The organism is Methylobacterium sp. 22177, assembly GCF_052045615.1.
GTDB classification, from domain to species: Bacteria; Pseudomonadota; Alphaproteobacteria; order Rhizobiales; family Beijerinckiaceae; genus Methylobacterium; species Methylobacterium radiotolerans.
In genome coordinates this window covers 384,609-403,210 of record NZ_JBQEPK010000001.1, presented here as the reverse complement: position 1 = coordinate 403,210, position 18,602 = coordinate 384,609, and the positions used below count along the sequence as shown (strand labels likewise).

The following is an 18,602-nucleotide window of genomic DNA, read 5'->3' as shown; positions in this document are numbered from 1 at the left end:
CCTCGCTCGACCCGACACGACGGTCCTGCGCTGGTCCGCATCGCTTCCATCGTCCCCGGCCCGCACGGATCGCGGGACGATGGGACGCGCTCGCGCGACGCAGGCCTTCCCTCCGCAATGGCGCGCGATCACGCCGGAGAACGGATCTCCGGTTCAAGACCTCGCTCGCGCGGTGGCGCGATTGCCGGGTGGGCGGGAAGATGCTGGCTGGCTTGGCTCAGCAGATTGATGGTGGCCTCATAGAAGACGAGGCTTCAGAGGACAATCACTGCCAGGGTTGCAATCACCGCCATCCTGTCAGTCCGCCGCGACGACCGGCGGCCACGGCGGCGACCCGCCGATAGACTTGCCCCGGCCGCTGGACCGCGTGTCAGCGTCTGGCGGCGCCGCCGGACGTGTCGCTACGGGATGTGCTTGAACCGGATGATGCTGCGCGACAGCCGGCCGTCATCCCAGTTGGGCATCACGCGCCAAGGGGTCGTGACGTCGGCGTAGTCGCCGTCGATGTGGATGGTGCGACGCTGCTCGGTGCCGACCCATTCGGGTGCCCAGGCCGTCTGCACGCTCGTGACCCACTGGTCGCCCTCGATCCGGTAACGTCCGATATAGGCGACGAGGGTCTTCATCAGCGCGGCCCGCTCGGCGTCGGTGGTCGCGGGCTTGCGCGCGCTGCCCTCGAGGTTGAAGGCGACCCAGCCGTCCTTGGTGAAGATGACGCGTCCGCGCGGCGTGCCGCCCATGGCGTCGATGAGCTTGCCGGTCTCCTTGTCCTCGACCTTGTAGGAGACGAGGTCCCAGGTGCCGACGATCCGGTCCGCCAAGTGCGCGCCCACCACTGCCGCTCCGACATGGTCCGGCGCGGACGCGCTCCAGGCCCGGTCGGCGGCCAGGAGGAGGGGAAGCCACAGGAAAGCGCGGACGGCCGCGGCGGCCGTTCGTTGTGCAGGCATGGTCTCGACCGAGTTTCGCGTGCCGCGGCGCCGGTACGCGCCGCCGCCGCGTTCTGCGGGCCGGCGCGGCCGGTTCCAAGCGCCGCGCGAGCAGTGCTGGTAGACCCTCAGCGCGCTTGCGGCGGTTGCCCCGCGGCGAGCCGTCCTCAGCCGCCGTTTCGGGCCATGCGGGTCGTCACCGTGCCGGCGGCGAGGCTCGGCAGCGGGTCCTGCGTGCCGCTGACGACCACCAGACGCTGCACCTCGCCGCGCAGGAAGGCTTGCAGGAACCGGTCGTAGTCGCGGAACGACACGCAGCCGTTCGAGTCGCCGCGCGGGCCCAGCATGTAGGTGTGCGCCAGCAGGCCGACGCGGCCGTAGACGGCTTCGTTGCCGCCGACCGGCGTGAGGCGGATCGCCCGCACACCGTGGAACGGCCGCTCGCGCTCGGTGAGGTCGTAGGTACCCGGCGGCGTCGGCCCGCGCATCCGCACATTGACGAGGCGCGGATCGTCCAGACCCTCGCCGAGCCCGGAATGGGCCTCCAGGCGTTCGCCGTTCGGCAGGGTCACGGTCTTGGCGGCGATGTTGTAGACCGCGATGCCGGCCGTGGGGCCCGGATCGCGGGTCGGGGCCAGCGGCGGCGAGACGCGCTGCGCCGGCGGCGCGACGTCGGCCGGCTTGCTCTCCAGGGCCGTGTAGGCCAGGGCCGGTCCGCGCTCGATGCCGAACAGCTTCTCGAGGAACGAGCGCTCCTCGGGCTGCGGCGTGGGCTGCGCGGCCGGCGGCAACTCGCGGCGCGCCATGCGCCGCTCGGACCGTCGGGCGAATCCAGGGCCCAAGGGGGCGCGGAATTCGGGCGGACGCGGGATCGGCAGCGGGACGACCACCGCGCTGAGCGGCGTCTCGGCGGCCTGCGTCCCGGGCTGGGAGCCGGCCTCGGCGCCGATCTCGGGCTCGGCTTCGGGCGTCAGCGACGGCGGGGCGATCTGATTCCACGCCCAGCGCGACTGCGGAGCGCCGATGGTCTCGCGGCCGGCATCGGGCGAGCCTGCAGCCCCTAGTTCGGCGGTGGCGGTCTCGGCCCCGTCCTCCGCAGCCGTTGCGGGCACCGGCGCTTCCGTCCGGGGGCTCTCGATTCCGGTCACCGGGACCGGGGCGCGATGCAGGACGCTGCTCCCGAGGGCGGCCATCGTCACGAGGCCGGTGAGCACCGTCAGAGGCGCGAGCCAGGTGTTGCGCGCGTTCCGGGTCTTGGCGCCGTCCAGCGGCACGGATTCGACAGCCATCGCGGTTGCCCATGCTCCTCGTCGCGAGGCGGGGCGTGCCGGCTGCCGCTCCCCGGAAAGGCGGAGACGTCGCGGCGGGCGGTCCGGCCCCGCTCAGAGTGAGACAGCGGGGCCGGGCCGGCTTTTCTGGGGCGACGCGATGATCGATCTTGGCCCGATCGGGACCATTTTCGGGCGCGCCGCCGCAGTTCTCGTAGTTCGAACCGGTCTATCCGTGACCGAAATACTGCTAATCGTTGTCGATCTGGCGCCCGAGCAGAGCGATCGCCTTCTCGTAGACCGGTGCCGCGTTCCAGCCCTGGATGGCCGCGAAGTTCGGCTCGCCGGGCTGGTAGCCCGCGCCGGCCCGCCAGCCATGGGCCTTGAGGAAGTTGGCCGTGGACGACAGGGCCGCACCGACGTTGTTCAGGTCGCCGGTGCCGTAGGCCAACACGTTCTTCGGCAGGAACTGGGTATGGCCGACCTCGCCGTGGGCCGCGCCCCGGGTGTTCGGCGTCAGGAGACCGCGATCGATCAGGGTCAGCGCGGCGTAGAGCTGGTCGGTGAAGTATTCCGAACGGCGGCAATCGTAGGCGAGCGTCGCCACCGCGGAGAGCGTGTTGACGTTGCCGCGGACGGCGCCGAAGCCGGTCTCCATGCCCCAGATCGCCAGGAGCGGGCCCGGCGGCACGCCGTAGCGCTGCTCGATCGAGTCGAAGAGGGCCGCGTTCTGCTGCTTCAGAGCCCGGCCCCGCTTGACGATGGTCGGGCCGCCGCGCTTGGCGAGGAACTGGTCCAGCGACAGCTTGAAGCTGTGCTGGCCCCGGTCCGCCGAGATGGTGGCGGTCGAGTAGGTCGTGTTCTGCAGCGCCGCGAGGCTGGCCGCGCTGGCCCGGCCGCGCGCCTCCTCGGCGAATTGCCGCTTCCACGCATCGAAACCGGCCGCGGTGTTGCCGCACTGCGCGGCCTGCACCTGCCCGGCGCTGAGAGCGATCCCGGCGATGGCCGCGACCGCGATGGTCTGACGCCGCAAATTCTCGATCACGCGAAACACTCCTTCGGCGCGTCGTCGCGCCCTGTCCTGCTGGGGATACCGGGTCACATCTCGTCGATATCAGGGCGAGAAGATGTCGAAGGCGCGACCTTGGGTCTCCTCACCCTCAAATCATCGCGCATCTCGGCATCTGCGACGAGGCCGCAACGGCGAGGTGTTCGGAGCATCGTGAACGCCGCGTGAGCGGCGGGCCAACACGCGGCTGCGCGGACCGCCGCGCGCCAAGATCAGGTTGACCGCCGGAACGATTAAGTCGCCTTCATCGCAGCCGTTTTGCGTCTCAGATCAGTATGTTGCCAGCAAAGCGATTGCAGATATGCGGATCTGATCGATCTGTCACAAGCTTGTCAAACGCGCGACATAGCTTTGCCGGCGGAAAGACTTGGGCGGAGATGCGGCGTGGGGTCGTTGATGGTCCGGGCGGCGATGCATGAACCGAGATCCCGCCTCCCGCGCCTCCGCCCGTCCTGACCGGTCCGCGGCATCGCGCGGCGCCGCCCTGCGACCTTCCGAACCGGGCGAAGCGGGAGAGCGTCGCCGGCGCAGCGCTGAGCGGCACGACGGCCCGTGATGTGGACCGGGCCCGGGAACGCCAGCCCCAGATCCGCGACCGGCGGTCGGTCCAAGCCACCGCCGCGTCGACCCAGCCGATAACCGAACAGGACGCCCATGGCCCTCGGAATGCACGACACCGGTTCCACGCGCGCGGGCCCGCTCGGGCCCGATCTCGACCGCGACGGCGTCGCCAAGGCCTACGGTCGCTGGGCCCCGGTCTACGACCTGGTCTTCGGGCCCGTTTTCGCGCAGGGCCGCACGCTGGCGGCCGCCGCCGCCGAACGGATCGGCGGCCGGATCCTCGAGGTCGGCGTCGGCACGGGGCTGTCCCTGCCCGCCTACCGGCGCGCCCGCAGCATCGTCGGCATCGACATCTCGGCGCCCATGCTGGAGAAGGCGCGCCAGCGCGTGGCCCGGCTGCGCCTGCGCAACGTCGAGCGCCTCGCCGTCATGGATGCCGAGCAGCTCGACTTCCCGGACGCCGCCTTCGACGTGGTGGTGGCCCAGTACGTCGTCACCGCGGTCCCCAATCCCGAGGCGGCGCTGGACGAGTTCGCCCGGGTGTTGCGCCCCGGCGGCGAGATCGTGATCACCACGCGGATCGGTGCCGAGGCCGGCCTCCGGCGCACGGTGGAGCGCGCCCTCGCACCGGTGACCAGCCGCCTCGGTTGGCGGACCGAGTTCTCCTGGGAGCGCTACGCGGCCTGGGCCGCCGGGGCGCCGGTGGAGATCGTCGAGCGCCGCGCGCTCCCGCCGCTCGGCCACTTCTCCCTCGTCCGCCTGCGCAAGCGCGCCGCCTAGGCACGCATCAGCTTCGACCAGCCCACCACAACCTTCGATCGGGGACGCACATCATGGCGAGCTTTCTCGAGGCGCTGCGCATCCAGCGCTGGGACGACCACCGCTACTACCACCACAACCGCGTCAATCAGAGCTTGCACGTGGTGAGCGCGATCAGCTTCCTGGTGGCCTACGCCCTGGCGTTCAAGGACCCGGCCACGGCGGCCTTGATCGGCTGGCTGGTGGCAATGACGTCCCGGCAGGCCGGCCATCTGTTCTTCGAGCCCAAGGGCTACGACCACGTCAACGACGCGACGCACGAGCACAAAGAGGAGATCAAGGTCGGCTACAACCTGCAGCGCAAGATCGTGCTGCTGGCGATCTGGGCGCTGTCCCCCCTCCCGCTCTACTTCGACCCGAGCCTGTTCGGCCTGATCGCGCCCCATCAGAGCACCGCGGACCTGATCCGCAACGTCGGCTGGATCTGGCTGTGGCTGGCGCTTGCCGGCCTGCTGTTCCGGATGGTCCAGCTCTTCCTGCAGCGCGACGTCCAGACCGGCCTTGTCTGGGTGACCAAGATCCTCACGGACCCGTTCCACGACATCAAGCTCTACCACAAGGCGCCGCTCGCCCTGCTGCACGGCGAACTCGTCGAGGAGCAGGAGCCGCACGAGCGCGGCGCCTGAGATTGGATCCCGGGTGCCGGTCCCGCGCGGCCGGCACTCCAATCAGGCTTGATCCGGCGCGCGCAGACCCAGGCGGTCCCCGAGCCTGCCCAGGCGGACCGCCGCGACCTCGCGCAGGATCGACCGGCGGATCGCTCTGTCGCTCGGCACTTCACCCTCCCACCAGCCATCCGCACGCATAGCCTGAGCCGCCGCCACGAAGCGCGTCGCCACGGCCTCGAAAGCCGCGTCGTCGTAGGCGAGGCTGAAGATCATGCGGCCGGTTCCGACCCACGACAGGGCCAGCCCCTCGGCGCGCAGGTAGAATTGCAGCATCCAGTTGTAGCGCGACGGCTTGGTGTACAGGACCGTCCAAACCGTCGACATGTTGGCGACCCGGACCGGCAGGTCGGCCCCCGCCAGGAGGGTGTTGAGGTGCCGCGCGCGCGCGTCCCAGGTCGCGTCGAGATCGGCGTAGAGCGCGGCCACCGCGGGGCTGTCCAGCCGGTCGAGGAACGCGCCCATCGCGCCCATGACGTAGGGATGGGCGTTGAAGGTGCCCCGCGCGAAGCAGATGTCGACGGGGCGGTCGTCCCTGTACCGCCGCATCAGGTCGGCGCGCCCGCAGAGGACGCCGACGGGCAGGCCGCCGCCGAGAGTCTTGCCGTACGTGACCATGTCGGCGCGCAGGCCGAAATAGGCCTGCGCGCCGCCGCGGGCGAGGCGGAAGCCCATGAAGACCTCGTCGAGGATCAGCACGATGCCCCGGGCGCTGCACACCGACCGGAGTTCGTGGAGCCACCTGGTGTAGGCGGCGCGGTCGAAGGCCGCTCTGCGGCCGCTGTCGACCAGCGCGGAATCGGCCGGCGCCCCGGCATTCGGGTGCATGGCCTGGAGCGGGTTGACCAGGACGCAGGCGACGTCGCGGCGGGTGGCGAGCACCCGCAGCGTCCGCTCGGACATGTCGGCCAGGGTGAGCGTGTCGCGGGTCGGGACCGGGTTGCCGATGCCCGGCTGCACATCGCCCCACCAGCCGTGATAGGCGCCGCACAGGCGCACGATCCGGCGGCGGCCGGTGTGGTAGCGGGCGAGCCGCACCGCCTGCATCACCGCCTCGGTGCCGGACATGTGGAACGAGACCTCGTCGAGGCCCGAGATCGCCCTCAGCCGCGCGACGTTGCCGGTGACGACCGGGTGGAGCGGCCCGAGCACGGGGCCCAGCGCCGAGACCCGCGCGGCACCCTCGTCCAGGCAGGCCCGGTAGAAGTCGACGCCGAACAGGTTCACGCCGTAGGAGCCGGCGAGGTCGTAGAAGACGTTGCCGTCGAGATCCGTGACCGTGACGCCCGACGCGGCGGCCGCGAAGGCGCCGGTGCCGAGATGCGCGCGCACGTGCCGGGCGTACTGGAACGGTACCCGGTAGAGCCCGGTGAACTGGAGGTCCGAGAGCCCGGCGCGGACCGACTCGGTCTCGGCCCGTGTCCTGGCGAAGCGCGCCCGGAACAGGTCGGAGAGCCGCGCGAAGCCGGCCTCGCGGCGGCACGCCACCGCCTCGTCCGGATCGTCCGACCGGAAGAAGGCGCGCTCCGAATAGGAATAGTGCGGGATCAGCCGGGCGACGCGCCGGGCCATGCGGGCGTGGCCGGTGAGCGAGCGGTGCTTCGCCCGCGAGAGCTGCAGGCGTTCGGCCGCCCGTGGCAGCGCGAGAACCGCGGCGGCGGTGGTGGCGGACAGGGTGATGAGGAGCGCGGACATCGCCCCGCGCCCTACCGGAGACGGTTCACGGCATGATGACGGTTGCGGGATCCCGGCTGCGGACACTCCTGGCGCGGATCGGTGCGCAGGAGGATCTCAATTTTCTGCTGACGAACCGTCTGCCGCGCCGCCTGGCGACCCGCTTCATGGGCTGGTTCAGCCGGATCGAGCAGCCGCTGATCCGGGACCTCTCGATCGCGACGTGGCGGCTGTTCTGCGACGTCGATCTCCGCGACGCGCGGGAGACGCGCTTCCCCAGCCTTCACGCCGCCTTCGTGCGGGCCCTGCGCTCAGGCGCCCGGCCGATCGCGGCCGACCCGACTCTGCTGACGAGCCCCAGCGACGCGATCCTGGGGGCCCACGGCCGCATCGAGGCCGGCCGCCTGTACCAGATCAAGGGCCTGTCCTACCGACTCGCCGACCTGCTGGGCGGTGACACAGCGCTGGCGCGCGCCCACGAGGGGGGCTGCTACGCCACCCTGCGCCTGACGGCCGGGATGTACCATCGCTTCCACGCCCCGCACGACCTGCGCGTCGAGTCGGTGCGCCACATCTGGGGCGATACCTGGAACGTGAACCCGATTGCCCTGAAGCGCGTCGAGGCGCTGTTCTGCAGGAACGAGCGCGCCGTCCTGCGCCTGCGCCTCGCTCCGGGCGGGCACGCGGTGACGCTGGTGCCGGTGGCGGCCATCCTCGTTGCCGGTCTGCGCCTCGGCTTCCTGCCCGAGGGGCTCAATCTGCGCGAGACCGGGGGACGGCGCATTCCCACCGCGGCCCGGCTCGCGAAGGGCGCCGAGATGGGCTGGTTCGAGCACGGTTCCACCATCGTGGTGCTGGCGCCCGCCGGCTTCGAGCTCTGCCCGGGGCTCGCCGTCGGATCGATCCTCCGGGTCGGCGCGCCCCTGATGCGCCTGCCGCAGCCTCCCGGATCGCCCGGCGGCTGAGCGCGCCGCCTCAGGCTGCCTGAACCGCCGCGAGGAATCCCGCGACCGCGGCGTTCAGGGTCTCCGATTGCCGCGACAGGGCGGTGGCCGCGTCCAGCGCCGCGGCCGCGGTCCGGCCGGTCTCGCCGGCGGCCTGCGTGATGGTTCCGATCGTGACCGTGACCGCCCGCGTGCCGTCGGCGGCTTGGCTGACGTTCCGCACGATCTCCTGCGTCACCGCCTCCTGCTCTTCCATCGAGGCCGCCACGCTCGTCGCGATGGTCCGAAGGTCCAGGACGGACGCGGTGATCGCCTGGATGACGTCGACGGCGCGGTGCGTCTCCTTCTGGATCGTCGCGACCTGATCGGAGATCGTCTCGGTCGCCCGGACGGTCTGGGCCGCCAGCTCCTTCACCTCGGTGGCGACGACCGCGAAGCCGCGACCCGCGTCTCCGGCGCGGGCCGCCTCGATGGTGGCATTGAGCGCGAGCAGGTTCGTCTGCGCGGCGATCCCGGCGATCAGGCTGATCACGGTGCCGATCCGCTCGGCGCCGTCGGCGAGGCTCATCACGAGGGTGTTGGTCTCCGTCGCCTCGGCCGCCGCGCGCTGGGCCATGTCCGAGGAGCGCGTGATCTGGCCGTTGATGACCCCGATCGACGTCGCCAGTTCCTCGCTGGCCGCCGCGACGGTCTGGACGTGGACCGAGGTCTGCTCGGCCGCCGACGAGACCTGGAGCAACTGCGTCGCGGTCTGTCCGGCGTTCCGGTCCATGGTCGCGGCGGCACTCTCCATGGCCCCGGCGCTGGTCGCTAACGCCGCGGTCAGGCCCTCCATCTGCTGGCGGAACGTCCGCGTGGCGCGGTCCATGGTCTCGGCGCGGCGCGCTTTCGCGGCCGCCTCGGTGGCGGCGGCCACATCCGCCGCGCGCTTCGCGACGAGCGCATCCTTGAAGACCTGGACAGCCTTGACCATCGCGCCGATCTCGTCGCCACGGTCCGCGCCGTCGATCCGCGCATCGAGGTCGCCCGCGGCGAGACGGGTCATCGTCGCCGTCGTCCGGCCGATCGGGCGGGTGACTTGGGTGAGGATCACGCGGACGCCGTACCCGACCGCTAGGGCGGCGCCGGCCAGTGTCGCCAAGAGCAGCATCCGCAGGCGCTGCGCCATCGCGTCCGCGCGTTCGAACTCGGCACGGGCCTCGCGGACCTGCAGGTCGGACAGCTCGCCGATGGTCGCCGTTGTCGGGCTCATCGCCCGGAGGAGATCGATCCGGGACGCGGTCACAGCGTCCAGGTTCCCGTTCGTCAAGGCGCGGACGAGGTCGGCCACGATCGCCGCGTCGCGGTCGAATCGCGGCGTCAGCTTCGCGACGAGCTGTGTCTCCTCGGGCGTGAGATACGTGGTCAGGTAGGCGGCCCAGGCTTCCTTCGCCCGTGCCAGCTGGTGATCGAGGATCGTCACGGCTTCAGCCGCCTGTATCGCGTGGACCTCGAAATCTCGCGTCGCGGTCAGGATGGCATCGAAAGCGTCGCGCATCGTGCCGAACTGGCTGAGCGGCATGACTCTGTCGGCGTAGATCGATTCGAGACCCCTGAAATTTTTATAGAGCGCGTAATTACTGAGCGCTGCTGATCCTATGAGGAGTGTACCCAGTACGGCGAGAAGTGCGAATAGCCTGCCCTTGATCGTGTTAATCATCGATGGCGACCGTATCGTTGTCGGAGCTCTGAGCGACGATGGCGGTCTAACACTCTGCCTGTGCAGTTCAAGATGTTTCTGATTTTTCGGAATAGAAATTCAGTACCGTATCTGCGACGTTGGCTCCGGTATTATCTGAAAAATCAAGTTTTTGTTGAAGTAGCGATCCGTGCAATAAATTGATGGTGCGTGCAATGCTATTTCTGTTCCTCGGGTCGACGTTGGAGCCTGGGGGTTCAGGTGATGCATCTCGTTCGATGCCGGGCGTGGCGCGAATGCCGCGCAGCCGCGCCGATACGCGCTCGCGAACATCTGTTCAGGACGCTGTCCTGATGGACTTCTCTGGAACGCGTGATTGGAGCATGCCGGCCTCGACCGGCGCGCTGGAGCGCCGTCGCGATCAGCGCACGCGCGGCGGCTGGGAGCGCCGCGTTGTGCCCGAAGATCCGCTGGCGTGGAGCGTCTTCAGCCGGACTGGGCAGTAGCCCGACCGCGAGCAGGTTCTTCAGCCAGGAGCATGCCGGCACCGCGTCGAGCCGCGGATATCGCCCCGCCATCTACGGAGCGAAGTCCCGCTGTAGCCCGGCGTACAGTCCTTCGAGTGACGAGGCCGCGTTCGACGACGGGGCCAGCCGCTCAGCGCTGTACCGCCTCGATATCATCCTCGTAGATCGAGTCCGGCTGGCAGGCGTGCCATTCCTTCTTCTCGTCCGCCTGTCCTTTGCGGCCCCAGCAATAGCCCGCCTGAGCCAAGCGCCCACTCAGCCGATCGCGCAGCCGACACTGCTCCCGGACGATGGCCGGATCCCCGGTGCCTTCACAGGCTCGCGCGGCGTTCGCCTCGGCCGTCAGCAACTCGGGGATGGTCGGAAGCTGCTGCTGGGCGCGCGCGCCCGTGGCAGCGAAGACCAGAGCGAGGACGGCGAGATCAGCGCGCATGGGGCGCAGGATAGTCGTGCGTCGGCATTCGGCAACTGCCGGACGCTCCGCGCTCCGGCGTTTTCTGGGTGGGGGCTCGCCGAGCCCAGGGCCGCCGCCTCGGCCGCGACGCCGATCCGACCGCACCCGGCAGCGATCGACTTCCCTGTCCGCCCCGCGATCGGTCATCACCCCTTGGCGGCCGCGCGGACATGCGCGAACAGACCGCTCCCGCCGCGCTCGATATCCTCGCGCACCGCATCACGGGCCGCGACCGGGTCGCGGTCGCGCAAGGCGTCGATGATGCGCCGATGAGGGTGCGGTTCCCAGTCGGGGACGCCGTCGTCGTAGAGGTGCGAGAGGATCGGGCCGCAGCGCACCCACAGGAGCTCGACGATCTCGTACAGGATCGGCATCTGCCCGATCTTGCACAGCGTCAGGTGAAACTCGGTGTTGAGGTTCACCGCGCGCGCGAAGTCGCGGCTCGCGTGGCATTGCGAGATCTGCGCGTGGATCGCCTCCAGCGCGTCGACCTCGGCCGAGTCTCTGGCAGCCCCAGCGGCGGCGGCACGTCCCTCGAGATCGGTGCGGATCGCGCGGATCTCCAGCAGCTGATCCAGGGTCAGCCGAGGCACGACGACGCTGCCGCGCGCGTCGAGCGCGAGGGCCTTCTCGGCGACGAGCCTGAGCAGGGCCTCGCGCATGGGCGTGGCGCTGATGCCGAACCGGGCCGACATCGGGCGGAGGCGCAGGCGCGTATCGGGTCGCAGCTGTCCGCGCATCAGCGCGAGGCGCAGCTCGCGGTAGGCCCGCTCGCTCAGGCTCTCCTTGACGATCGGACGAACCCAATCCGGCATGATTTCGCCGGTTTCCAGTTCGGACGCCGAAGCGCTTGACATATTCCTCCCCTTGGTCCGATGTTTGTTATAACAAATTACGAAGTGCGTCGACGGCACGCGCCGTTGGGCATGCCGCCGGGCCGAGAGGCTCGGCGGGAGACAGGGGACGGAAATGCTCGCGTTGCGCAAGGCGACGGCCGACTTCGGGGCTGACCTCGTCCACGTCGATGCGCCCACCGCTCCGGGGGCTGGCCGCGTGACCGTCACGGTCGCCGCGGCCGGCATCTGCGGCAGCGACATCCACGCCTACGAGTGGACCCCCGGCTACGGGTTCATGATCCCCTTCATGCCGGTCACCCTCGGCCACGAGTTCGCCGGGACAGTCCGCGCCGTGGGAGACGGCGTGACCGGGCTCGCCGTCGGCGACCGGGTCACCTGCTGGCCGACAGTGCCGTGCGGCGGCTGCGCGGCCTGCGCGGCCGAGCGGCCGCAGGATTGCCAGGGAAGGCGAGTCGTCGGCCTGCACGCGGACGGGGCCTTCGCCGAGCAGGTCGTCGTTCCGGCCGATAATTGCCGCCGCCTGCCCGACGGGATGCCGCTGGCCGTCGCGGCGCTGGCCGAGCCGCTGGCGGTCGCGGTCAACGCGGTGGACGTGGCGGAGGTCGGGACGGGCGACCGCGTGGCGGTGCTCGGCCCGGGCCCGATCGGCCTCTGCATCGCCTTCGTGGCGCAGCATCGGGGCGCGGACGTGCTGCTCGCCGGTCTCGACGACACCGCGCGCCTCGACCTCGCTCGCCGGATCGGCATCCGCGCGACGGCCGATCTCGCCGGCGTCGGCCTGGACGACGCCGTTCGGCGCACCTTCGACGGGGAGGCTGACCGGGTGATCGAGGCGACGGGATCCGCCCGATCGGTGGTCGACGGGATGGGCGTGCTGCGTTCCGGCGGCGTGATGGTGGTGGCAGGCATCCACTCCGGATCCCTCGACCTCGACCTGACGGGTTTCGTGCGCAGCAAGAAGCAGCTGCGCGCGGCCCACGACACGACGGCGCGCGCCTTCGACGCCGCGATCGCGCTCCTCGCGGACCATGCCGGGACGCTGGAGGCGCTGATCACGCACCGTCGTCCCCTCGCGGAAGCCTGGGCGGCGTTCGATCTGGCGCGGAGCCGGCAGGCCATGAAGGTGCTGCTTCTTCCCGAAGCGGCGGGGAGCCAGGGGGCCGAGCGATGAGCACCACGATGCGAGCCGTGATCGCCGTCGGGCAGGGCGGCCCCGAGGTCCTCCGGATCGTCGAGCGACCGCGCCCCGAGCCGGGCGAGGGACAACTGCTCGTGCGGGTCGAGTCCGCGGGCATCAACCGGCCGGACGTGATGCAGCGCGAGGGCCGCTACCCGCCGCCGCCCGGCGCCTCCGACGTGCTGGGGCTCGAACTCGCCGGCATCGTGGAGGCGCTCGGACCCGGTGCCGGGCGCTTCCGGACCGGTGATCGGGTGATGGCGCTGGTCCATAGCGGCGCCTACGCCGAGTGGGCCGTCGTCGACGAGGCCGTCGCGCTGCCCGTGCCGGACGGCCTCCCGATGGTCGAGGCGGGTGCGATCCCCGAGACCTACTTCACCGTCTGGAGCAACGTGTTCGAGCGCGCCCGGCTGCAGGCCGGCGAGAGCCTCCTGATCCACGGCGGCTCCTCGGGCATCGGCACCACGGCGATCCTGCTGGCGAAGGCCCGCGGCGCCCGGGTGATCGTCACCGCGGGTTCTCCGGAGAAGTGCGCGGCCTGCCTCAGGCTCGGTGCGGATGCCGCCATCGATTACCGGCGGGAGGATTTCGTCGCGGCCGCCCGGACGGCCACCAACGGGAGCGGGCCGGACGTGATCCTCGACATGGTCGGCGGCCCCTACATCGCCCGCAATCTCGATGCCGTGGCGGTCGACGGGCGCATCGCGCAGATCGCCTTCCAGCAGGGCTCCCGGGCGGAGATCGACTTCCAGCCGCTCCTGATGAAGCGCGTGACGCTGACGGGCTCGACGCTGCGCGCCCGTCCGGTCGCTCTGAAGGCGCGTCTCGCCGACGCCCTCGTCGAGCACGTCCTGCCGCTGCTCGCGGCGGGCCGGGCGCGGCCGCCGATCGATTCCGTGTTCCCGTTCGACCGGGCCGCGGAGGCCCATGCCCGCATGGATGCGGGTCAGCATATCGGGAAGATCGTCCTGTCGATGGGCGACGCCGCGCAGGGGAGCCGCTGATGTCCGAGATATCCGAGCGCGCCAACATGACCGGCGCCCACGCCCTGGCGGCGGCGCTCCACCGGCACGGGGTCCGCGACGTGTTCGGCCAGAGCATCCCCTCGGCCCTGTTCCTGGCCGCCCCGCATCACGGCATCCGCCAGATCGGCTACCGCACCGAGAATGCCGGCGCTGCGATGGCCGATGCCTATGCGCGGATCTCGGGCCGGGTCGCGGTGGTCGCGGCCCAGAACGGCCCCGCCGCCACGCTGCTGGTGCCAGGCCTCGCGGAAGCCCTGAAGGCCTCCATTCCGGTCGTGGCGATCGTCCAAGACGTCCACCGCAACTTCACCGACCGGAACGCCTTCCAGGAACTCGACCACCTCGCCCTGTTCGCGGGCGTCGCCAAGTGGGTCCGCCGGGTCGCGGTCGCCGAGCGCATCGACGACTACGTCGACATGGCCTTCGCGGCCGCGGCCTCCGGGCGGCCCGGGCCGGCGGTGCTGCTGGTGCCCCTGGACCTGCTCGACGAGCGGCCGGACTTCGAGACTGCCGCGCCGCGCCGGTCGGCCAGCCTCGGCACCTACCCCCTCGACCGCACCGTCGCCGACCCGGCCCGGATCGCGGAGGCCGCGGACCTGATCGCCGGGGCGCGGCGCCCGCTGGTCATCGCGGGCGGCGGTGTCCTTTCCTCCGGGGCCTATCCGGAACTCGCCGCCCTGCAGACCCTCGGACTGCCGGTCGCCACAACGGTGATGGGCAAGGGCGCCGTCGCCGAGACCGACCCGCTCTCCGTCGGGGTCGTCGGCTACTTCATGGCGCCGCGGGCGCGCTCGTCCCACCTCCGCACGCTCGTCAAAGACGCCGACGTCGTCCTCCTCGTGGGCAACCGCACCAACCAGAACGGTACCGACAGCTGGTCGCTCTACCCGACTGGCGCCCGATTCATCCATCTCGACGTGGACGGGGGCGAGGTCGGCCGCAACTACGAGTCTCTTCGCCTCGTTGGCGACGCCAAGCTGACCCTCGCTTCCCTCGCCGAGGCCCTTCGGCAGCGCGACCTGTCCGGTCTGGAAGGCCGCCGCGCGGCGCTCGCCGACACCATCGCCCGCGCCCGCGAAGCCCAGGTCGGCGACATGGTCCGCCTTGTCGACATGGAGGCCACCCCGATCCGACCCGAGCGGATCATGGCCGAGATCGACGCGGTGACGACGCCCGAGACCGTCGTCGTCGCCGACGCGAGTTACGCCTCGATCTGGATCGCCAACTTCCTCACGGCGCGGAGGGCCGGCCAGCGCTTCCTCACCCCGCGCGGCATCGCCGGACTCGGATGGGGCCTGCCTTTCGCCCTCGGCGCTAAGGCCGCCCGCCCGGACGCGCCCGTGATCTGCGTGACCGGCGACGGCGGCTTCGGCCACGTCTGGTCGGAGCTGGAGACGGCGCGGCGCATGCGGCTGCCGGTCATCGTCGTCGTCCTGAACAACCAGATCCTCGGCTACCAGAAGCACGCGGAGCTGAGCCTGTTCGGCGACTTCACCGACGTCTGCGACTTCGAGGCGGTGGACCATGCCGCGATCGCCCGCGCCTGCGGCTGCGCCGGGACCCGCGTCGAGCGCCCCGGAGATCTCGCGCCGGCGCTGCGCGACGCACTCGCGAACGACGCCGTCACGGTGATCGACGTGATCACCGACCAGCGCGCCTACCCGCCGATCACCAGCTTCGAGGGCAAGGACGCCCTCGCCTACTGACGCCCCCGACTGGCCCCGACGAGAAGGCGCACGAAGCGCCGGGCCGACGACTGACACGGGAGGAAACGATGAGAGTTCTGGCGCGTGCACTCGCCGCCGCCCTCGTGCTGGGCGCCGCGGCCCAGGCGACGGCCGAGACGCCTGGAACATCGTCGGCGGCTACGCCGGCCAGCTCTCCCTCGGCCAAGGCATATTCTACGGCCTCGGCGCCTATTGCGGCATGCTGCTCGTCGGTGCCGGGATCAGCCCGTGGATCGGCATCGTGGCCGGCGCCGCACTCGCCGTGCTAGTGGCGCTGGCGATCAGCTTCCCGTGCTTCCGGCTGCACGGACCGTCCTTCTCGCTGGCGACGATCGCCTTCCTCGAAGTTTTCCGCGTGCTGGCCCTCCATTTCCGGGACCTGTCCGGGGGTGCCACGGGGCTGATGATCCCGCTGAAGTTCGGCTGGGCCTGGATGATGTTCCGCGATCGCTGGCCACCGCTGGCCATCGCCTTCGGGCTCCTGCTGCTGACACTCGCGGTCGCGTGGTGGATCCGGGCGCACCGGATCGGCTTCCACCTCGTCGCGACCCGCGAGCGGGAATCGGCCGCCCGCGCGGCGGGCGTGCGCACGGTGCGCGTGCGGCTCATCGCCGTGGCCGTGTCGGGGGCGCTCACCGCCATGGTCGGCACCTTCCACGCCATGTACCTGACCTTCATCGAGCCGGCGGCGATGTTCTCGCTGACCCTGTCGATCCAGATCGCGATGTTCGCGCTGATCGGCGGCCTCGGCACGGTGTTCGGGCCGCTGCTCGGCGCGAAGGCCCTGGGGCTGCACGGCCTCGTCTACGGCCTTGTGCTGGTGCTCGTCGTCCTGTTCCTGCCCAACGGCCTGATGGGGCTCGTCACACGCTTCGCGCGGTCCGGCGCCGGCGGTCGCGGCGTGAAGGCCGGTGCTGTTCCGGCCGCGCCGCGCGCCGCGGAACGGCCGCCGGTCGGCGAGGCCGTCCTCCGGGTCGAGGGCCTTCAGAAGCGCTTCGGCGGCCTGCACGTCACCAACGACGTCAGCTTCACCCTCCGGGAGGGCGAGATCCTGGGTCTGATCGGCCCGAACGGGGCCGGCAAGACCACCGTCTTCAACATGATCTCGGGCTTCCTCAAGCCCGACGCCGGAACGGTGAGCGTGCGCGCGCCGGACGGGACGTGGCAGCATCCGGGCCAACCGGCGGATTTCGCGACGCTCGGCGTCGGCCGCACCTTCCAGATCGTGCAGCCCTTCGCCGCCATGACGGTCGAGGAGAACATCATGGTCGGCGCCTTCCACGCCACCGCGACGTCCGCGAAGCGCGGGCGGTCGCGCGCGAGACCGCCGAGCGAATGGGGCTCGCGCCGTGGCTCGGAAGCGAGGCGCGCGGTCTCACCATCGGCGGCCTCAAGCGGCTCGAGGTCGCCCGCGTGATGGCGATGCGCCCGCGCGTGCTGCTCCTCGACGAGGTGATGGCCGGCATCAATCAGATCGACGTGCGCCGCGCCATCGATCTGATGCTGTCGATCCGCGATACCGGCGTCAGCATCTTCGCGATCGAGCACGTCATGCAGGCGGTGATGGCGCTCTCCGACCGGGTGATCGTCCTGTGTTCCGGGCAGATCATCGCCCAGGGAAGCCCGCAGGACGTGGTCCGCGACCCGGCCGTGATCGAGGCTTATCGCGGCAAGGAGTTCGCCCATGCTCACGCTTGAGCGCGTGGATGCCGGCTACGGCGCGACCAGCATCCTGCACGCCGCCTCGCTGGAGGTGCGCGCCGGCGAGGTGGTGACGATCGTCGGCGCCAACGGTGCCGGCAAGACGACGACGCTGCGGACCATCGCGGGCTTCGTGACGCCGACGCGCGGCCGGATCCTGTTCGAGGATGAGGACGTCACCCGGCTCTCAGGCCACGAGATGGTGGCGCGGGGCGTCACCCTGATCCCGGAGGGGCGCCAGCTCTTCCCCGAGATGACGGTGCGGGAGAACCTGCTGATGGGCGCCTACCGCCGCGCCGCGCGCGAGCGCCAGTCGGAGACGCTCGCGGACGTCCTGGACCTGTTCCCGCAGGTGCGCGAGCGCCTCGACCAGAACGCCGGCTCCCTGTCCGGGGGCGAGCAGCAGATGGTGGCCATCGCCCGCGGGATGATGGCGCGGCCCAAGCTCCTGATGTTCGACGAGCCCTCCCTCGGCCTCGCGCCGATCGTGGTGGCGCAGGTCTTCGCGGTGGTCGACCGGATCGCGAGGACCGGCGCCACCGTGCTGATCGTCGAGCAGAACGTGTTCCACACGCTGCAGGTCGCCGACCGGGGCTACGTGCTGGAGAACGGCGAGATCGTCCTCGCCGACGCGTCCGCGGCCCTGCTCGACAACGACCACGTCCGCCGCGCCTATCTGGGGATCTGAGATGACCGAGCGGCAGACCAATCCCGAGGCGATCGCGCGGCGCCCGAGCCACGCCGGCCGGCGCGTCCTCGTCACGGGGGCTGGCCGCGGGATCGGCCGGGCGATCGCGGAGGGATTCGGTTCGCGCGGAGCCCTGGTGGGCGTCGCCGACGTGAACTCGGACGACGTTGCCTGGACGGTCGCGGCCATCGAGGCGGCGGGTGGCCGCGCCCTGCCGCTGCAGCTCGACGTCGCCGACTATGCGGCAGTCGAGACGGCCGTGTCGGAGGCCGCCGCCGCGATGGGCGGCGCCTTCGATACGGTCATCAACAATGCCGGCATCTCGCCGAAGCACGACGGGGCGGCCCACCGGGTTTGGGAGATGGATCCGGCGGAGTGGAACCGCGTCGTCGCGGTCAACCTGACGGGGGCGTTCAACACCGTCCGCGCGCTGACGCCGGCGATGTGCGCGGCCGGGCGCGGCTGGATCGTCAACATGTCGTCGGTGGCGGGCAAGACTCACTCGCCGATCGTCGCCTGCCACTACGCGGCGTCGAAGGCCGGGCTGATCGGTCTCACCAAGCACCTCGCGGCGGAGCTCGGCCCGTTCGGCATCCGCGTCAACGCGATCGCGCCGGGTCGGATCGAGACCCCGATGGTCCGAGCGGTGGGCCGCGCCGTCAACGACGAGCAGGTTCGCCTGACCCCGATGGGCCGCCTCGGCGCCCCCGAGGAGGTCGCGGATCTCGCCCTCTATCTGACCTCCGCCGAGGCCAGCTTCGTCACCGGACAGACCGTCGATGTCGCCGGCGGCCTCTACATGACGTGAGCCGGAGCCGGTCAGGACAGATGGACGGGAG

15 protein-coding genes and 1 pseudogene are annotated in these 18,602 nt (G+C 71.0%); 9 read left to right on the top strand and 7 right to left on the bottom strand.

Going from position 1 to position 18,602, the window contains the following annotated elements:
- Nucleotides 1–401: 401 nt before the first annotated feature.
- From ACTJK8_RS01895 to ACTJK8_RS01885, 3 genes are all read right to left on the bottom strand, one after another.
- Complete coding sequence (locus ACTJK8_RS01895) at nt 402–950, bottom strand: lipocalin-like domain-containing protein (RefSeq protein WP_081437737.1); 549 nt, start codon at nt 948–950, stop codon at nt 402–404.
- A gap of 146 nt (nt 951–1,096) precedes the next feature.
- Nucleotides 1,097–2,218, bottom strand: a complete 1,122-nt coding sequence (locus tag ACTJK8_RS01890) for a tlde1 domain-containing protein (protein ID WP_063111976.1) — start codon at nt 2,216–2,218, stop codon at nt 1,097–1,099.
- A 229-nt stretch (nt 2,219–2,447) separates the two neighbouring features.
- Nucleotides 2,448–3,242 carry a lytic murein transglycosylase gene (locus ACTJK8_RS01885; protein ID WP_012317367.1) on the bottom strand — a complete coding sequence of 265 codons (795 nt, stop codon included), beginning with the start codon at nt 3,240–3,242 and terminating at the stop codon, nt 2,448–2,450.
- A gap of 678 nt (nt 3,243–3,920) precedes the next feature.
- Here ACTJK8_RS01885 and ACTJK8_RS01880 point away from each other — a divergent pair.
- Both ACTJK8_RS01880 and ACTJK8_RS01875 read left to right on the top strand, forming a co-directional pair.
- On the top strand, nt 3,921–4,607 hold the full coding sequence (locus tag ACTJK8_RS01880) for a methyltransferase domain-containing protein (protein ID WP_024827636.1): 687 nt from the start codon (nt 3,921–3,923) through the stop codon (nt 4,605–4,607).
- A gap of 53 nt (nt 4,608–4,660) precedes the next feature.
- Nucleotides 4,661–5,272: a membrane protein gene (locus ACTJK8_RS01875; RefSeq protein ID WP_024827637.1), complete on the top strand. Its 612-nt coding sequence runs from the start codon at nt 4,661–4,663 to the stop codon at nt 5,270–5,272.
- Between the two features lie 42 nt (nt 5,273–5,314).
- On the opposite strand, the gene ACTJK8_RS01870 is transcribed toward ACTJK8_RS01875, so the two are convergent.
- Complete coding sequence (locus ACTJK8_RS01870) at nt 5,315–7,006, bottom strand: aminotransferase class III-fold pyridoxal phosphate-dependent enzyme (protein ID WP_063111978.1); 1,692 nt, start codon at nt 7,004–7,006, stop codon at nt 5,315–5,317.
- Between the two features lie 32 nt (nt 7,007–7,038).
- Between ACTJK8_RS01870 and asd the strand changes: the two genes are divergently transcribed.
- Nucleotides 7,039–7,950, top strand: a complete 912-nt coding sequence (asd, locus tag ACTJK8_RS01865) for an archaetidylserine decarboxylase (RefSeq protein WP_029358463.1) — start codon at nt 7,039–7,041, stop codon at nt 7,948–7,950.
- Nucleotides 7,951–7,960: 10 nt separating this feature from the next.
- Here asd and ACTJK8_RS01860 read toward each other — a convergent pair whose 3' ends face one another.
- The 3 genes from ACTJK8_RS01860 to ACTJK8_RS01850 all read right to left on the bottom strand — a co-directional run bounded on the left by ACTJK8_RS01860 (nt 7,961) and on the right by ACTJK8_RS01850 (nt 11,445).
- A complete protein-coding gene (locus tag ACTJK8_RS01860) occupies nt 7,961–9,628 on the bottom strand; it encodes a methyl-accepting chemotaxis protein (protein ID WP_440761429.1) in 1,668 nt (555 codons plus the stop codon).
- A gap of 636 nt (nt 9,629–10,264) precedes the next feature.
- Nucleotides 10,265–10,567 carry a hypothetical protein gene (locus ACTJK8_RS01855; RefSeq protein ID WP_012317361.1) on the bottom strand — a complete coding sequence of 101 codons (303 nt, stop codon included), beginning with the start codon at nt 10,565–10,567 and terminating at the stop codon, nt 10,265–10,267.
- 167 nt (nt 10,568–10,734) lie between these two features.
- Complete coding sequence (locus ACTJK8_RS01850; protein WP_012317360.1) at nt 10,735–11,445, bottom strand: GntR family transcriptional regulator; 711 nt, start codon at nt 11,443–11,445, stop codon at nt 10,735–10,737.
- A gap of 112 nt (nt 11,446–11,557) precedes the next feature.
- Here ACTJK8_RS01850 and ACTJK8_RS01845 point away from each other — a divergent pair, with 112 nt between their 5' ends.
- The 6 genes and pseudogenes from ACTJK8_RS01845 (at nt 11,558) to fabG (ending at nt 18,571) form a co-directional block, all read left to right on the top strand.
- On the top strand, nt 11,558–12,616 hold the full coding sequence (locus ACTJK8_RS01845; RefSeq protein ID WP_053620302.1) for a zinc-dependent alcohol dehydrogenase: 1,059 nt from the start codon (nt 11,558–11,560) through the stop codon (nt 12,614–12,616).
- On the top strand, nt 12,613–13,626 hold the full coding sequence (locus tag ACTJK8_RS01840) for an NAD(P)H-quinone oxidoreductase (protein WP_440761428.1): 1,014 nt from the start codon (nt 12,613–12,615) through the stop codon (nt 13,624–13,626). Before ACTJK8_RS01845 ends, ACTJK8_RS01840 begins: the two co-directional genes overlap by 4 nt.
- Nucleotides 13,626–15,353 (top strand): acetolactate synthase catalytic subunit, encoded by a 1,728-nt coding sequence (locus ACTJK8_RS01835; protein WP_440761427.1) that lies wholly within the window; start codon nt 13,626–13,628, stop codon nt 15,351–15,353. The genes ACTJK8_RS01840 and ACTJK8_RS01835 overlap by 1 nt, the downstream gene beginning before the upstream one ends.
- A gap of 139 nt (nt 15,354–15,492) precedes the next feature.
- Nucleotides 15,493–17,072, top strand: a pseudogene (locus ACTJK8_RS01830) (branched-chain amino acid ABC transporter ATP-binding protein/permease); the annotation flags it as partial.
- Nucleotides 17,059–17,763: an ABC transporter ATP-binding protein gene (locus tag ACTJK8_RS01825; protein ID WP_043073061.1), complete on the top strand. Its 705-nt coding sequence runs from the start codon at nt 17,059–17,061 to the stop codon at nt 17,761–17,763. The pseudogene ACTJK8_RS01830 and the gene ACTJK8_RS01825, both read left to right, overlap by 14 nt.
- A gap of 1 nt (nt 17,764) precedes the next feature.
- Nucleotides 17,765–18,571 (top strand): 3-oxoacyl-ACP reductase FabG, encoded by an 807-nt coding sequence (gene fabG / locus ACTJK8_RS01820; protein ID WP_440761426.1) that lies wholly within the window; start codon nt 17,765–17,767, stop codon nt 18,569–18,571.
- The last annotated feature ends 31 nt before the right edge of the window (nt 18,572–18,602 follow it).

Coding starts and splice junctions, on each gene's coding strand:
- ACTJK8_RS01895 (WP_081437737.1), bottom strand. CDS start 950: ATGCCTGCACAACGAACGGCCGCCGCGGCCGTCCGCGCTTTCCTGTGG.
- ACTJK8_RS01890 (WP_063111976.1), bottom strand. CDS start 2,218: ATGGCTGTCGAATCCGTGCCGCTGGACGGCGCCAAGACCCGGAACGCG.
- ACTJK8_RS01880 (WP_024827636.1), top strand. CDS start 3,921: ATGGCCCTCGGAATGCACGACACCGGTTCCACGCGCGCGGGCCCGCTC.
- ACTJK8_RS01875 (WP_024827637.1), top strand. CDS start 4,661: ATGGCGAGCTTTCTCGAGGCGCTGCGCATCCAGCGCTGGGACGACCAC.
- ACTJK8_RS01870 (WP_063111978.1), bottom strand. CDS start 7,006: ATGTCCGCGCTCCTCATCACCCTGTCCGCCACCACCGCCGCCGCGGTT.
- asd (WP_029358463.1), top strand. CDS start 7,039: ATGATGACGGTTGCGGGATCCCGGCTGCGGACACTCCTGGCGCGGATC.
- ACTJK8_RS01860 (WP_440761429.1), bottom strand. CDS start 9,628: ATGATTAACACGATCAAGGGCAGGCTATTCGCACTTCTCGCCGTACTG.
- ACTJK8_RS01855 (WP_012317361.1), bottom strand. CDS start 10,567: ATGCGCGCTGATCTCGCCGTCCTCGCTCTGGTCTTCGCTGCCACGGGC.
- ACTJK8_RS01850 (WP_012317360.1), bottom strand. CDS start 11,445: ATGTCAAGCGCTTCGGCGTCCGAACTGGAAACCGGCGAAATCATGCCG.
- ACTJK8_RS01845 (WP_053620302.1), top strand. CDS start 11,558: ATGCTCGCGTTGCGCAAGGCGACGGCCGACTTCGGGGCTGACCTCGTC.
- ACTJK8_RS01840 (WP_440761428.1), top strand. CDS start 12,613: ATGAGCACCACGATGCGAGCCGTGATCGCCGTCGGGCAGGGCGGCCCC.
- ACTJK8_RS01835 (WP_440761427.1), top strand. CDS start 13,626: ATGTCCGAGATATCCGAGCGCGCCAACATGACCGGCGCCCACGCCCTG.
- ACTJK8_RS01825 (WP_043073061.1), top strand. CDS start 17,059: ATGCTCACGCTTGAGCGCGTGGATGCCGGCTACGGCGCGACCAGCATC.
- fabG (WP_440761426.1), top strand. CDS start 17,765: ATGACCGAGCGGCAGACCAATCCCGAGGCGATCGCGCGGCGCCCGAGC.